14 protein-coding genes are annotated in these 13,628 nt (G+C 37.0%); 7 read left to right on the forward strand and 7 right to left on the reverse strand.

Features of this window, described 5'->3' with window-relative positions; all coding sequences use genetic code 11:
* Positions 1-33: 33 nt before the first annotated feature.
* The 5 genes from AC1M89_RS13230 to AC1M89_RS13250 form a co-directional block, all read right to left on the reverse strand.
* A complete protein-coding gene (locus AC1M89_RS13230) occupies positions 34-339 on the reverse strand; it encodes a YcgL domain-containing protein (protein ID WP_035266558.1) in 306 nt (101 codons plus the stop codon).
* 129 nt (positions 340-468) lie between these two features.
* Complete coding sequence (locus AC1M89_RS13235) at positions 469-1,611, reverse strand: ribonuclease D (protein WP_035266550.1); 1,143 nt, start codon at positions 1,609-1,611, stop codon at positions 469-471.
* A gap of 209 nt (positions 1,612-1,820) precedes the next feature.
* Positions 1,821-2,417, reverse strand: coding sequence for a recombination mediator RecR (recR, locus tag AC1M89_RS13240; RefSeq protein WP_092768447.1), 597 nt, complete (start codon positions 2,415-2,417; stop codon positions 1,821-1,823).
* Positions 2,418-2,429: 12 nt separating this feature from the next.
* Complete coding sequence (locus tag AC1M89_RS13245; RefSeq protein ID WP_035266548.1) at positions 2,430-2,759, reverse strand: YbaB/EbfC family nucleoid-associated protein; 330 nt, start codon at positions 2,757-2,759, stop codon at positions 2,430-2,432.
* A 24-nt stretch (positions 2,760-2,783) separates the two neighbouring features.
* Positions 2,784-3,971, reverse strand: coding sequence for an O-succinylhomoserine sulfhydrylase (locus AC1M89_RS13250; protein WP_481614308.1), 1,188 nt, complete (start codon positions 3,969-3,971; stop codon positions 2,784-2,786).
* A gap of 141 nt (positions 3,972-4,112) precedes the next feature.
* Between AC1M89_RS13250 and AC1M89_RS13255 the strand changes: the two genes are divergently transcribed.
* The 6 genes from AC1M89_RS13255 (at position 4,113) to ppk1 (ending at position 10,430) form a co-directional block, all read left to right on the forward strand.
* Positions 4,113-5,207 (forward strand): alpha/beta fold hydrolase, encoded by a 1,095-nt coding sequence (locus tag AC1M89_RS13255; protein ID WP_481614309.1) that lies wholly within the window; start codon positions 4,113-4,115, stop codon positions 5,205-5,207.
* A gap of 5 nt (positions 5,208-5,212) precedes the next feature.
* A complete protein-coding gene (locus AC1M89_RS13260) occupies positions 5,213-6,082 on the forward strand; it encodes an NAD(P)-dependent oxidoreductase (RefSeq protein ID WP_481597983.1) in 870 nt (289 codons plus the stop codon).
* Between the two features lie 83 nt (positions 6,083-6,165).
* Positions 6,166-6,432: a YARHG domain-containing protein gene (locus tag AC1M89_RS13265; protein WP_035266544.1), complete on the forward strand. Its 267-nt coding sequence runs from the start codon at positions 6,166-6,168 to the stop codon at positions 6,430-6,432.
* Positions 6,433-6,461: 29 nt separating this feature from the next.
* Complete coding sequence (locus AC1M89_RS13270; protein WP_092768455.1) at positions 6,462-6,875, forward strand: HIT family protein; 414 nt, start codon at positions 6,462-6,464, stop codon at positions 6,873-6,875.
* A 219-nt stretch (positions 6,876-7,094) separates the two neighbouring features.
* Positions 7,095-8,186, forward strand: coding sequence for a porin (locus AC1M89_RS13275; protein WP_092768457.1), 1,092 nt, complete (start codon positions 7,095-7,097; stop codon positions 8,184-8,186).
* Positions 8,187-8,363: 177 nt separating this feature from the next.
* Positions 8,364-10,430: a polyphosphate kinase 1 gene (gene ppk1, locus AC1M89_RS13280; RefSeq protein WP_481614310.1), complete on the forward strand. Its 2,067-nt coding sequence runs from the start codon at positions 8,364-8,366 to the stop codon at positions 10,428-10,430.
* Positions 10,431-10,440: 10 nt separating this feature from the next.
* Here ppk1 and ybaK read toward each other — a convergent pair whose 3' ends face one another.
* Complete coding sequence (gene ybaK, locus AC1M89_RS13285) at positions 10,441-10,911, reverse strand: Cys-tRNA(Pro) deacylase (protein ID WP_481614314.1); 471 nt, start codon at positions 10,909-10,911, stop codon at positions 10,441-10,443.
* A gap of 266 nt (positions 10,912-11,177) precedes the next feature.
* On the opposite strand from ybaK, the gene AC1M89_RS13290 reads away from it, so the two are divergent.
* Positions 11,178-11,666: a lytic transglycosylase domain-containing protein gene (locus AC1M89_RS13290; RefSeq protein ID WP_481614315.1), complete on the forward strand. Its 489-nt coding sequence runs from the start codon at positions 11,178-11,180 to the stop codon at positions 11,664-11,666.
* Between the two features lie 26 nt (positions 11,667-11,692).
* Here the strand turns inward: AC1M89_RS13290 and AC1M89_RS13295 are convergent, their stop codons facing one another.
* Positions 11,693-13,045 carry an MFS transporter gene (locus AC1M89_RS13295; protein WP_481614311.1) on the reverse strand — a complete coding sequence of 451 codons (1,353 nt, stop codon included), beginning with the start codon at positions 13,043-13,045 and terminating at the stop codon, positions 11,693-11,695.
* Between the last annotated feature and the right edge of the window lie 583 nt (positions 13,046-13,628).

Below are 13,628 nucleotides of genomic sequence, written 5' to 3' on the forward strand. Positions count from 1 at the left end.
GAAACAAACTGATCCCATCCTCCAACTTGATTATCACGCACCGCGTAGTCCCTCTGGCTCTACCGCATTAGGATTGATCAATCCTTCAGGCGGCAATTGTAAAAAGAATCCTTTCGTCTGAATTGAATCCATCACATGTAAAACATTTGCACGCGCTAATTTGCGTTCGGCATGTAATTCCAGTGACATCACAAATGTCGCTCGGCCAAATGCATTTTTCATTGCATCAGATAATACTGATAACGGATCAACAGCTTCTTGGTTTTCCGCTTGTTCAGGACGCGCAACGTAAATATACATTTCGTCTTTCTTACTAGATTTGTAGATTTCACACCACATGATTCAAACAACACCTTTTAAACTCAAAGCAAAGCATACATCAAAAAAAACGGCGAAACATTAGCGTTTGTTAACGCATCAGTCTAGTTTAGGATGACTGGTAATTCTTTAATCAAATTTTGAGAGAAGTCATTCATTGACTTTCATTTGCATACTCAAATATTGTGCATCTTTATGAAGCAACTCAATTAATGGCTTCGTCAGTAAATCATAACGCCAACCGAGTAAATATTGAGGTAAGTCTTGTTCATCGCCATGAAAAACCACATGCTGATATAAAGCCCCGAGCCATTTTTTTCGCATTAACACTTCTTTGGGGATCACTAACTCTTCTGCAAGATTACCAATCATGTTATCAACATCATGTGTAATATCTTTAGATGAATGTTTAATTGGTCGAGCAATTCGTAATGGCCATTCTTCCATTGGGGGCAGCAACGCAATAATATCCAAAATCGTTTTACCGTGCTCACGAACCACATTCGGACGAATATTTTTAACTTGGGATAATTGAAATGTATTTTTTGGATTTTTTTCCACCAAATCAATCATAGTGGCATTTTTCAGAATAAAACTTCGAGGCTGATTTAAAGCCTTCACCATTTCTTCACGCCAAACACTGAGCAATTGTAGCTGCATTAACTGCTTTCGAGAGTGTCTATAATTTCCGACATCTTCGTATAGTTTCTCTTTTGGCGTTTCTGTCGCAATCTCAAGCGTGAGGCTCTTACAATCCTCTAGTACATACTGATAATGCCCTTTTTTCTCTAATTCATTTTTTAGCGCATCGGCTAAATTCATAATATATAAGACATCATTCGCTGCGTATGCTTTTTGCTCTTCAGTTAAAGGACGTGCAAGCCAATCTGAACGTGTTTGATCTTTATCAATTTCTATATTTAAAATTTCTTTGAGAGCATTTTGATAACTGACCTGTAATCCGTGTCCGAGAAAAGACAAAGCCACCTGAGTATCAAATACATTATTAAGATGATTGCCTTTTGAATAATGGTAAATCAGATCAATATCTTCACCACAAGCATGGAAAATATTTTGCTTTGCAGCAAAAACTTTAGGCCAGAAACTCGAAAAATCTAGACGTGTACCGTCTAATAAAAACACCTGATCTGCGACATTGATTTGCAAGACACCCAATTTTGGCCATAGTGTATCGACTTTGATAAATTCAGTATCTAAACCATAAACATCTTGTTGACTCATTAGTGTCAAAACATGCTCTAGTTCTTTTTGCTCTTGGATAAATTGAAACATCATAAAAAACAATGTGCTAGATTGGTATCGAGATGTATTTTAGCTTAAATTATCAATTTTAAATATAAATTTTCAATTAAAGCGTCAAGCAAATCTATGTATACACTGTAAATAGTTATAAAACATGAAAAATTTAATATTTTTTTTGACTAAAAAACTATTCCGAAAAGTGATATTTCTCTAATCAAAAAAATAAGCACGATTTGTGCTTATTTCATTTGCATACGATTATGAACTGCTTGGCTTAAGGTGTGACTATCGACATACTCAAGCTCACCCCCTTGTGGTACACCTTGAGCAATACGTGTCATTTTGATATTCAAATGACGTGTAGCTTCTACCAAATAATGTGCCGTAGCCTGTCCTTCAACCGTTGCATTGGTAGCGAGAATAACCTCTGCTACCTGACCTTCAGCTAAGCGTTGAACTAATGCAGGTATGCCAACCTCTTCAGGCCCTATACCATCTAAAGGAGATAAATGCCCCCCCAATACATGATATTTGCCTCTGAAACTTCCACTTTGCTCAATTGCCATCACGTCTGCAGGAGATTCAACCACACAGAGCAAGGTATCATCTCGGTCTTGCGACAGACAAATGTCACACACCTCATTCTCAGTCAATGAGTGGCAAATTGAACATTCATGGATATGATCAGCGGCATCGCTAAGTGCTTCAGATAATGCCAAAGCACCTTGCTTATTCTTCATGATCAAATGCAACGCCATGCGCTGAGCCGACTTAGGCCCAACGCTTGGTAAAATTCGCAGTGCTTGGACGAGTTGGTCAAACCGTTCGCTGAACACTCGGCAATATCCTTAAAATAAACCTGACAAGCCAGGAGGTAATCCCATACCACTATTTGCAGACTTCATTGTTTCTTCTGAAATCGCTTCGGCTTGGCGTGCAGCATCATTCATAGCAGCTGCAATCAAATCCTCAATCATATCTGGATCGTCTTGAAGTAATTCTGGATTGATTTCAATGCGTTTTACCACATTACGGCAAGTCATTGTCACTTTTACCAAACCACCACCAGCTTCAGCATGCACTTCTTTCTGTGCAAGCTCTTCTTTCGCTTTCTTGATATTGGACTCTACTTCCTTTTGCATGCGCTGTGCTTGTTGCATAAGCATGTTAATGTTCATTTGTATACTCCGAACAAATTTAAATTAGACTAAATCAAGACCACGTTGAATGTCTGCAATAATATCATCAACGTCTTCCAAACCTACTGAAAGACGAATTAAACCTTCTGCAATGCCAGCTGCAGCCTTCGCTTCATCAGACAATTTACCATGAGTAGTCGTTGCAGGATGAGTAATCGTTGATTTTGCATCCCCAAGATTCCCAGTAATAGAAATAAATTGAGTGTGATCAATCACTTTCCAAGCAGCTTCTCGCCCACCTTTTACCACGAATGAAACGATACCACCAAAACCTTTTTGTTGCTGTTTAGCCAAATCATGACCTACATGATCCGTTAAGCCAGCAAAGAATACTTTCTCGATTTTATCGTGCTGATGAAGCCACTCAGCAATCTTTTGTGCACTTTCAGAATGAGCCTTCATACGTAGACGAAGCGTTTCCAAACCTTTTAGGAAAACCCAAGCATTGAACGGACTCATAGAAGGCCCAGTTGTACGAACGTAGCCAAAAACTTCTTCAAGTAATTGATGATTACCTACGACAGCACCACCCAACGCACGACCTTGACCATCTAGATATTTTGTCGCTGAATAGACAACTAGATCCGCGCCCAATTTTAATGGTTGTTGTAGCACTGGCGTACAGAAACTATTATCAATTGCGAGTAAAGCATCATTTTCATGCGCGATATCTGCTAATGCGCGAATATCAGCAATTTCCGATAATGGATTTGACGGAGATTCTACAAATAGTAGTTTAGTTTCTGGTTTGATCGCAGCTTTCCAAGCATCTAAATCTGTTAAATCAACAAAATTGACAGTCACACCAAACTTAGAAATGTATTTTTCAAATAAGGCCACGGTTGAACCAAAGACTGCGCGAGAACATACAATATGATCACCAGCCTTTAAGAATGACATCGCCACCGCCATGATCGCAGCCATACCCGTACTTGTTGCCACTGCACGTTCAGCACCTTCCATTGCAGCCAATCTTTTTTCAAACATTGCAACTGTTGGGTTTGTAAAGCGAGAATAAATATTACCGGGCTCTTTCCCAGAGAATTTAGCTGCTGCTTCTGCTGCATTTGCATATACAAATGAAGAAGTTAGAAACATCGGTTCAGCATGCTCACCTTCAAAACTGCGCGTATGACCTGTACGAAGTGCTAATGTATCAAGTTGGTATTCAATGTCGTCTTGCTGGCTCATTGCTCTAAATCAGTCCTAAAAACTGCCTTTGTGAATAATTGCCAACATTTTGAGCGCCCAAAGCATTTAAGGTCAAGGTAAAATATATAAATATCGCTTAGACTTCGTTCAAATCACATGCTTATGAGATCTTCAACCTTCATGGAACATTTAAAAACTAACTGGCGTTCTAAACAAAGCAAGTTAAAAAATTTAGGGACACGCATTTTTTACGGTAAATCTTTGGTTTTATCTCAAGCAACGCCGTATGAAGTGATAGGTACTCATAAATCGAGTAAAATTCGATATTACGCATCTGAAAATAAAAAATATGTTGAGCCATTGGTCTTTGTCGCGCCTTTAGCGATCAAGATGGATATTTATGATCTTTATCCATACCGTTCTCTTATCAAATATTATACAGAGCAAGGTTTTGACGTGTATTTGTTGGATTGGGGACACTTTAGCTATAAAGATCGCGATCTCAACTTTTTAGGTTTTATTGATGATGCAATCCCGAATTGTATCGATCAAATTCGTACACACGCTAAATGTGATCAAATTTCTTTACATGGCTGGAGTATGGCGGGAATATTTGTTCTGTTGTACACAGCGCTCAGACAGCCGAACCATGTAAAAAATCTAATCGTTTTAGGTAGTCCAATTGATAGCTTTGCTTCAGGCAATATCGGAAAGCTATATGCTAAGATGAATCGCTATCTTGAAAGAACTCGTCTACTCAAACATAAAGTTTATAACGGTCGTATTCCTAAGCGCCTCATTCACTCCCCAGGTATTTTAAATGCAATTGGATTTAAAATTTTAGATCCAAAAGGTTGGTATGAAGGTCACAAACAATTATTACTGAATCTTGATGATAAAAAACTTTTGCATGAACATGCCACTTTAGGTTATTTCCTCAATCATATGATTGATTATCCTGCTGGGGTAAACCAAGATATGTTATTCAATGTCTGGTTAAGAAATCCGCTAAAAAATGGTTATATCGAACTTCAAGATAAGAAAATCGAATTAAAAAATATATACTGCTCTCTTATGATTGGCGCGGGTTCAAGCGATCAAATGGTCACAGCTGATGCTGTTAGACCATTGACTGAATTGACAAATAGTCGTGATGTCACGTTTACTCTTATTCCTGGTGGGCATTTAGGTTTAATGTCGAGTCAAAAAAGTGCCGATCAATTTTGGCCTGAACTTGCTCACTGGTTAGCAGAGCGTTCAACACAAATAGAGTAAAGAAAATGACGACAGTTGCATTTATTGGATTAGGCGCAATGGGTTACCGTATGGCAGCTCATTTACCCAAACACTATGAATCAGTTTTGGTATGGAATCGAAATTTCGAGAAAGCCAAACAACATGCAACTGAATATCAAACACAAGCTGTATCACTTCAAGAAGCTGCCCACGCTGATATCATTTTTAGTTGCTTACCAACGAGTCAGCAAGTCAATGAGATCATTCATCAAGTCGACATTAAACCTGGATCAATTTGGGTAGACTGCACCAGTGGCGTGCCTGATGCAGCTAAAGCACAACAAGCTTTTTTAAAATCAAAAGGTGTATTTTTTCTAGATGCGCCTGTTAGCGGACAAACTATTGGTGCTGAAAATGCGACTTTAACCTTCATGGTTGGTGGTGAAAAAGCGGCTTTTGAAGCTGCATTACCAGCAATGCAAGCCATGGGTAAACTGATTAAGCATGTAGGAGACTCAGGATCTGGTTTTGCTGTGAAAGCAGTGAACAACATGCTCTTGGCTGTTCACTTATGTGCCGCTGCTGAAGGTTTTACTGCACTTAAAGCACATGGTGTGGATTTAAATGAAGCATTAGAGTGCATCAATGCTTCAAGTGGTAAAAGTGGTGTGACTGAAAATGTATTGCCTCAACGGGTATTAAATCGAAGTTTTCCAAATACTTTTGCCTTACCGTTACTAAGCAAAGACACTGGTATCGCAGTAGACCTCATTCATCAAGCAAAATTATCCGCACCTGTCATTACGCTTACTCAAAGTCTAATTGGTGCTGCTAATGCAATAGCTGAACCTAATAGTGATTTTTCGACAGCAGTTAAAATGTACGAATCATGGAGCAAAATTACCTTAGAATAAATTTTCGCCATTGAATTCACATATAAAGCCCATATAATTGAAATGTGACAATATCAAATGTCCATTTCTAAATGAGGATACTCATGAATAAGTTTTTATTAGGTTTAATTACTGCTGTATCTGTTTCAGCTGGGGTTAATGCTTTTGCCGATACTACAAAAGAGTGTGAAAAACTTAAAGATGATTACAACATCATCTATGCATCAAAAGGCTTCTGTTTTAAAGATCCAGATACTAAGGCAAAGTTCGGCAATGAAAATTGCAATACAACTAAACCTAAGTTCTCAGAAAAAGAGCAACAAAAGCTTGACTCCATTAAGCAACGTCAGAAAGAATTGAACTGTAAATAATTCAATCTAATTACATTCTGGGAATAGTTATGGCTTACGATGATCAAAATATTTTTGCAAGAATTCTACGTGGTGAACTTCCTGCAATTAAAGTGTATGAGGATGAGCAAGTTCTTGCATTTATGGACATTATGCCTCAGGCAGATGGTCATACTTTAGTCATCCCTAAATCACCTGCCGTAACTTTACTCGACTTAGATCCAAACACTGCAGCGTACACGATTCAAATCGTTCAAAAAATTGCAAAAGCGATTGAAACAGCACTAGATGCAAAAGGTATAGTGTTGATGCAGTTATCTGGTGCTGCAGCTGGGCAAACCGTGCCTCACGTTCACTTCCATCTTATTCCAAGTTCAATTCATGAACTGGGTAAACACGCAGCACAAATGGGTGATCAAGAGCGTATCAAGGCTTTGGCTGAGAAGATTAAAGCTGCTTTATAACAGATCCTCATAAAAAAAGGAGCTTTGGCTCCTTTTTTTTGTTTTATGCCTTTTGATTACTATAAATTGTTTCTATCCATTTTCATGATAATGAAATAAATTCTTAATATTACTGACTTATTTGTAATGAATACTTAGCACCAATAGAGAACAGTAGTTACAAAAAAACTACTGATCATGATTATTAGGACAATAAATCAGTCTTTACTGGAGCTAGAAATGAAAAAAACACTTTGTGCATTAGCAGTTGGGGCAACACTAATTACACCATCAATCGCAATGGCAGCCGACGTTAAAATTTATGGTCGTGCGCATGTTTCATTAGATTACCTTGATGATGGTAAAGATTATAATGAAGTGGGTTTATCATCTAATTCATCTCGTCTAGGCTTTAAAGTTGAACAGAAACTAGAAAATGATATGACTGTTTTTGGTCAAATTGAACAAGAAATCAACTTTGCTAGCGGTGGACAAAATTCAGGTGTTGATTTTGCAACACGTGATACATTTGTTGGTTTAAAAGGTAATTTCGGTCAAACTCGTGTCGGTCGTTTTGATAGCCCTTTTAAAATAGCACGTGGTCCAGTTAACTATTTCGGCGATCAAGTAGGTGATTTACGTAATGTAACACGTGCTGGTGACTTACGTTTCGATGAGCGTAATGAAAATACCATCGAATATAAATCACCAAAATTCGGAAATGGGTTCAATGTATTAGCAGCACTTTCATTGCACGAAAGTAATTCTCCAGGCTTCACGGAAACAATTGTAGATAAAGATACTGGTGAAGTTATTCAAAAGAAAGGCGACTCTAAAAAGAATAAAGCTTACGATCTTGCATTGACCTATAAAGAAGGTCCTGTTGATTTCGCAGCTGCTTATGAACACTATGAAGAAGATGCGACTCGCGGCGAACGTGATGGCTTCCGTTTAGCTGGTGCTTATAAAATCACACCTGAGCTAAATATTGGTGGTTTATATCAATATATGACTCATGACAATGACGTAAAAAATCCTGATGCACAAGTCATTGGTGTTGCAGCTGATTATAAATTTGCACCAAAAACATATATCCGTGGTCAAGTGATGCACCGTGATGTAGATGCTAAAGATGCGAACGCAACACTCATTGCTTTAGGACTTGAACATCGTCTTGATAAAGCAGTTCGTGTTTACGGTAACGTCGCAACTGTGCTTAATGACAAAAACTCAAGCCTTACACCGTGGGAACAAGCACGTACAAATAATGTGAAGGGTTTCAAAGGTGAGGATGCTTTAGGTTTATCTTTAGGTTTCCGTTACGATTTCTAAGCCCTAATTGATTTAAAAAAAGCACACTTATTGTGTGCTTTTTTGATTAAAATAAAATAAATCCAATTATATATATTTATCGAATATATACCAATCAATGTAATATTACTGTCACACATCAAACGTACCATCGCTGCAAGGTCTTTCCTGACGGCTCAAAAAGCAATAATTGGTACTATGCACTCTTTTGAAAACTTTCAACACAATTCAGACACTTACATTAATCGCGAACTTTCATTATTAGAATTCCATAAACGAGTTTTAGCTCAAGCTAAAGACCCTCACCACCCCTTATTAGAGCGACTAAATTTTTTAATCATCTTTTCTCGGAATTTAGATGAGTTTTTTGAAATACGCGTTGCTGGACTTTTAAAACAGATCGAATTAAATCAAATAACTACTGCGCCTGATGCTATTCCCAATGAAATTATTTTAGAACAAATATCTAAAACAACGCATCATGCGGTTCAAGAACAATATCAGATACTTAATAACGAGCTCATTCCTCAACTTAAATCTTATGGTATCGAATTTATCCAATATCATGGAATTTTAGATAAATATACTGAATGGATTCAAAACTACTTCAGTAAATTTATTCAACCAGTAATCACGCCCATCAGTTTAGACCCTGCCCATCCTTTTCCCCGTTTAGTCAATAAGAGCCTTAATTTTATTGTCACGCTTGAAGGTAAAGATGCTTTTGGTCGTCAGATTGAGCTCGCGATCGTACCTGCACCGAGAACTTTGCCAAGGGCGGTCAAAATTCCTGATGACTTATGCGAAGGTAAGCAACATTACATCCTGTTGTCGGCTATTCTGCAACAACATATCAATGACTTATTTCCAGGAATGAAGGCGACAGGATGCTACCAATTCCGTGTTACACGCAACGCTGACTTAATTTTAGCTGACGATGTAGACGATCTGGCAGTTGCTCTTAAAGATGAACTTTCTTCGCGAAGATTTGGACGTGAAGTTCGACTTGAAATTGATCACAATTGCCCAGAAACGATTAACCAATATCTACTTGAACAATTTTCTTTAGAACCTTCACAACTCTATCGTGTTCAAGGTCCTGTAAATTTAGCTCGATTATTTTCAGATTTTGATTGTCCAGATTTGAAGTTTAAACCCTATCAACCCGTGATACCGAAGATATTGAGACAATCAAAAAGTATATTTGATGTATTAAAACAACGTGATGTCCTTTTACATCATCCTTTTGACTCATTTTCACCCGTCATCAACCTGTTAAAAGAGGCTGCAAAAGACCCTAATGTCTTGGCAATTAAGCAAACTCTTTATCGCAGCGGACCAGATTCAGAGATCGTTCAGGTCTTAGCAGAAGCAGCACGAAATGGTAAAGAAGTTACTGCGATTATTGAATTACGTGCTAGATTCGATGAAGAATCCAATATCCTGGTCGCCAACCTCCTACAAGAAGCTGGAGCTGTTGTTGTGTATGGCATCGTGGGCTATAAAACTCACGCTAAAATGATTCTGGTTGTTCGTAGAGAAGCAGATCATCTGAAACGGTATGTTCATTTGGGAACTGGCAATTATCATGCTGGTAATGCAAAAATGTATACCGATTACGGTCTTCTGACCACTGATGATGACATTTGTGAAGATGTCCATAAAATCTTTCAAGAATTGACAGGTATGGGAAAAATGGCAAAGCCTAAAAAGCTGTTCCATGCACCTTTTACCTTGCATGAACAGCTTTTAAAACTCATTGCCAATGAAATCCACCATGCTAAGTCTGGTCATAAAGCGCATATTATTATCAAAGTTAACGCTTTAACTGAACCTAAATTAATCGCGGCACTTTATCAAGCGTCAAATGCAGGTGTTCAAATCGATCTGATCATTCGTTCCATCTGTTCATTAAGACCTCAAGTACCACAGTTATCAGAAAATATCCGCGTCAGATCCATTGTAGGACGTTTTTTAGAACACACACGGGTCTACTATTTTCTAGATCAAGGCAATGAGAAATTATATTGTTCAAGTGCAGACTGGATGGGACGTAATTTATTTTCAAGAGTAGAAACTTGTTTTCCGATTGAAGATAAAAAACTAAAGAAAACGATTATTAAAGATGGTCTACTGAATTATCTGAACGATAATCAACGTGCTTGGGAATTAGATCAAGAACATCAATGGAACAAGGTATGCCCAACTGATGATCAAGAAATTTTTATCGCTCAAGAATATCTAACCAATCTACGTCAAATGTAGTGATCAAACATTAAGTGTGATCCACAATGTCCTTAAATTGAGCATCTAATACTTGGGCCAATGATTGAGGATCTAATCCGATATCTAGCCCACGTTTTCCACCACTCACGTACACCTTTTCAAGAGAACTTGCCGATTGGTGAATGACTGTATTAAGTCGCTTTTTTTGAGCAATTGGACTAATCCCACCCACTAAGTAACCGGTCAGACGCTCAGCCACTTTCGGATCAGCCATTTTAAGTTTTTTACAACTGAAAGCATTCGCCGCCTTTTTTAAATTAAGTTGATGGTCCACTGGTAAAATTGTCACAAAATAATTGACATCATCTGTCACTAGAAGTGTCTTAAAAACTTCATGTACAGATAAACCCAATTTTTGAGCTGCTTCTAAACCAAAACTTTCAGCATTAGGATCATGCTCATATTCATGAACAGAATAATCTATCTTTTTGTTTTTTAGAAATTTACAAGCTGGCGTCATGATGATTTCAGGCATTTAATAATGGCATTATTATAAGAAAATATTGAATCAATTTTAAAGTTTTTCTGATCTATTTATCTTACTCATCAATATATTGCAAAACTACAACACTCCAATTTATCTAGGGCTTGACCCCAATCACCAGCTTACTTATGATTTTTGCAAATTGAATTTGTACGGTTACTATTTTGCTTTTTTTACAACGTTTACAATCACCTCCCCCATCCTTTACTTTCCTTAAATATAGTTTAGTTCTATCATCGTGTATCGTGTTTGTCGGTTGCTCATCTTTAGGTGGTGGTTCAGTACAAAAACGCGCCGCAAAACTTTCAACAGGTATTCAAAAGGCATACTCTGTACACCCAGACACCGCAAATAGGGTTTCACCACTAATTGTGCAAAGTGCGCAACAATTTGATGTCGACCCCCTGTTAATGGCCGCTCTTATTCGACAAGAATCGAGTTATCGAAATTATGCAGTATCACCAGCAGGCGCTGTAGGTCTTACCCAAATTATCCCTAGATATTGGCAACAATCTTGTCCAGGTGACCTTTTTCAAGAAAATATTAATATACATTGTGGGACTTTTATCCTATCAAAATATAATCAATCTGCTGGTAGCTGGAAAAAAGCACTGGCCTATTACAACGTTGGACCTACTGGATACAACACAAATCGAAAAATGAAAAAACAAGGTAAACGTTATGCCAAACAGGTTATAGAGCATCAAAAAATTTTAAAATCACATTTATAAAAAAAGCCTCTTATGAGGCTTTTATTCTACTGTGTAATTGAAGATGCGATTTTTATTTTTTCAGGAACTGTTTCAATCACTTTTGTCCTTTTAATACATAATACGGCTATTGCACCAATTACTGCTGGTATAGCAACGGCAATGAAATTCCATTTGTGCGGCAATTCCATTCCTAAAAGAATACCAATGACAATGGGGCCGACAATTGCACCTATACGCCCTACTGCTGAAGCCCAACCAATCCCAGTTGAACGTACAGCAATTGGATAAGATTGCGCTACATAGCTATATATTAAAATACTTGTACCAATTGATGCTGCACCAGCCAATGCCACAAGTAGATAAATCACCATTGGCGGCGAATTGAAACTTAATCCAAATAAAGCAAAAGCTCCGATTACAAACATCGAAATCACAACAGGTTTGAGATGAAATTTGTCTGCTAGAATTCCACCACCAATAGTACCTATGACAGCGCCAATATTTAATGAAAGTAAAAATGTTAAACTACTTCCTAAAGAATAACCTGCAGCCATCATTAACTTTGGTAACCAACTTCCTAATGCGTATGTCATTAAAAGACACATAAAAAAGCAGCACCAAAATAATAACGTCGTTTTCGCTCTACTATCAGTAAATAGAGATTTAACCGATGCATCAGGTAGTTTAATTTCGTTTAGAACCAAATGAGTTGTAGAATTAACATTTAAATCTGCATTGATCTTATTAATAATTTCTGAGGCAGGTTCATAATTTTTTTGTTTCACTAAAAATGTTAGTGATTCAGGCATATACTTCCATATAAACGGTAATACTAATAATGGAATTCCTGCAATAAAGAACATAATCTGCCAACCAAATTCAGGTGTAAATTTTACACCTAATAAAGCCGCCATAATTCCGCCAACTGCATAGCCACTAAACATAATCGTAACTAAGGTACTTCTCAATTTTTGTGGTGCATATTCAGAAGTTAAAGTTACTAAATTTGGCAAAACACCGCCGATACCAAGTCCAGCAATAAATCTTAAAATTCCAAATTCTGTTGGATTACTTGCGAATCCTCCTAAAAAAGTAAAACCACTGAACAAGGTTACACAAATTAAAATAACTTTTTTTCGACCAATTTTATCTGCCAACATACCAAAAAGCATCGCACCAAACATCATTCCCGCTAGCGCTGTGCTCGCTAATAACCCAGCTTGGACAGAAGTCATACCCCACTCTTGCATAAGAAGTGGCAACGTTACGCCATTAATTGCTAAATCATAACCGTCAAAAATTACGATAAATAAACACCATAATACGATTGATAAATGAAAGGGTTTAAATTTTGCATTATCAATTACAGCATTCACATTCATTGTCTGCGCTGTCATTTTTATCTCACCTCCAATTGTGAGTATTTTTAAAATAATGAACCTAGATTCATATTTTATATAAATGCAATAAATTAGGATTTTTGTCTATACAACTTTCTAGTGGACTATTCATTTAATAGATTGATTAATAATTCAATTGGCATAAAAAATCATGAAAATTCAAGTTTTAAGAGTTTTATATTTATTCTTAGTTACTAAGAATGAATTCTTATATAACCTTTCGACTGAAATCTTGATTTTTAATACTCAATCTGCAAATTAGGATTGGCATTTTATTTAATAGTCAACTTTGATGCTCTTTGTAAATAAAAATTTCATTGTAAATCATTCATTTTTTGAACCATTCATTATTGTTTATTATTTAGCTTTTCAACTAATTAGTTGGGTTGTTTTTATGATATTAGCCTTATCACTAAGGCATTTATTGTTTAGCATAAATTAACTGAATGGAGCTTCTTATTTAATTACAAGGGTTTAATTATTTTCAAATTCAATTTATATATATAAAAAAACACCCCCTTGTATTGAAGGGGGTGTTTAGAATAATGAGCTGGCGATGACTTACTCTCACATGGGTAAC

Source organism: Acinetobacter sp. ANC_7635 (assembly GCF_056779945.1).

Bases quoted from the DNA above. Each gene is read 5' to 3' on its own strand.
- AC1M89_RS13235 (WP_035266550.1), bottom strand. From the start codon at position 1,611: ATGTTTCAATTTATCCAAGAGCAAAAAGAACTAGAGCATGTTTTGACA.
- AC1M89_RS13260 (WP_481597983.1), top strand. From the start codon at position 5,213: ATGACGACAGTTGCATTTATTGGATTAGGCGCAATGGGTTACCGTATG.
- AC1M89_RS13265 (WP_035266544.1), top strand. From the start codon at position 6,166: ATGAATAAGTTTTTATTAGGTTTAATTACTGCTGTATCTGTTTCAGCT.
- AC1M89_RS13295 (WP_481614311.1), bottom strand. From the start codon at position 13,045: ATGACAGCGCAGACAATGAATGTGAATGCTGTAATTGATAATGCAAAA.
- AC1M89_RS13255 (WP_481614309.1), top strand. From the start codon at position 4,113: ATGGAACATTTAAAAACTAACTGGCGTTCTAAACAAAGCAAGTTAAAA.
- ppk1 (WP_481614310.1), top strand. From the start codon at position 8,364: ATGCACTCTTTTGAAAACTTTCAACACAATTCAGACACTTACATTAAT.
- AC1M89_RS13270 (WP_092768455.1), top strand. From the start codon at position 6,462: ATGGCTTACGATGATCAAAATATTTTTGCAAGAATTCTACGTGGTGAA.
- AC1M89_RS13275 (WP_092768457.1), top strand. From the start codon at position 7,095: ATGAAAAAAACACTTTGTGCATTAGCAGTTGGGGCAACACTAATTACA.
- AC1M89_RS13245 (WP_035266548.1), bottom strand. From the start codon at position 2,759: ATGAACATTAACATGCTTATGCAACAAGCACAGCGCATGCAAAAGGAA.
- AC1M89_RS13250 (WP_481614308.1), bottom strand. From the start codon at position 3,971: ATGAGCCAGCAAGACGACATTGAATACCAACTTGATACATTAGCACTT.
- AC1M89_RS13230 (WP_035266558.1), bottom strand. From the start codon at position 339: ATGTGGTGTGAAATCTACAAATCTAGTAAGAAAGACGAAATGTATATT.
- ybaK (WP_481614314.1), bottom strand. From the start codon at position 10,911: ATGACGCCAGCTTGTAAATTTCTAAAAAACAAAAAGATAGATTATTCT.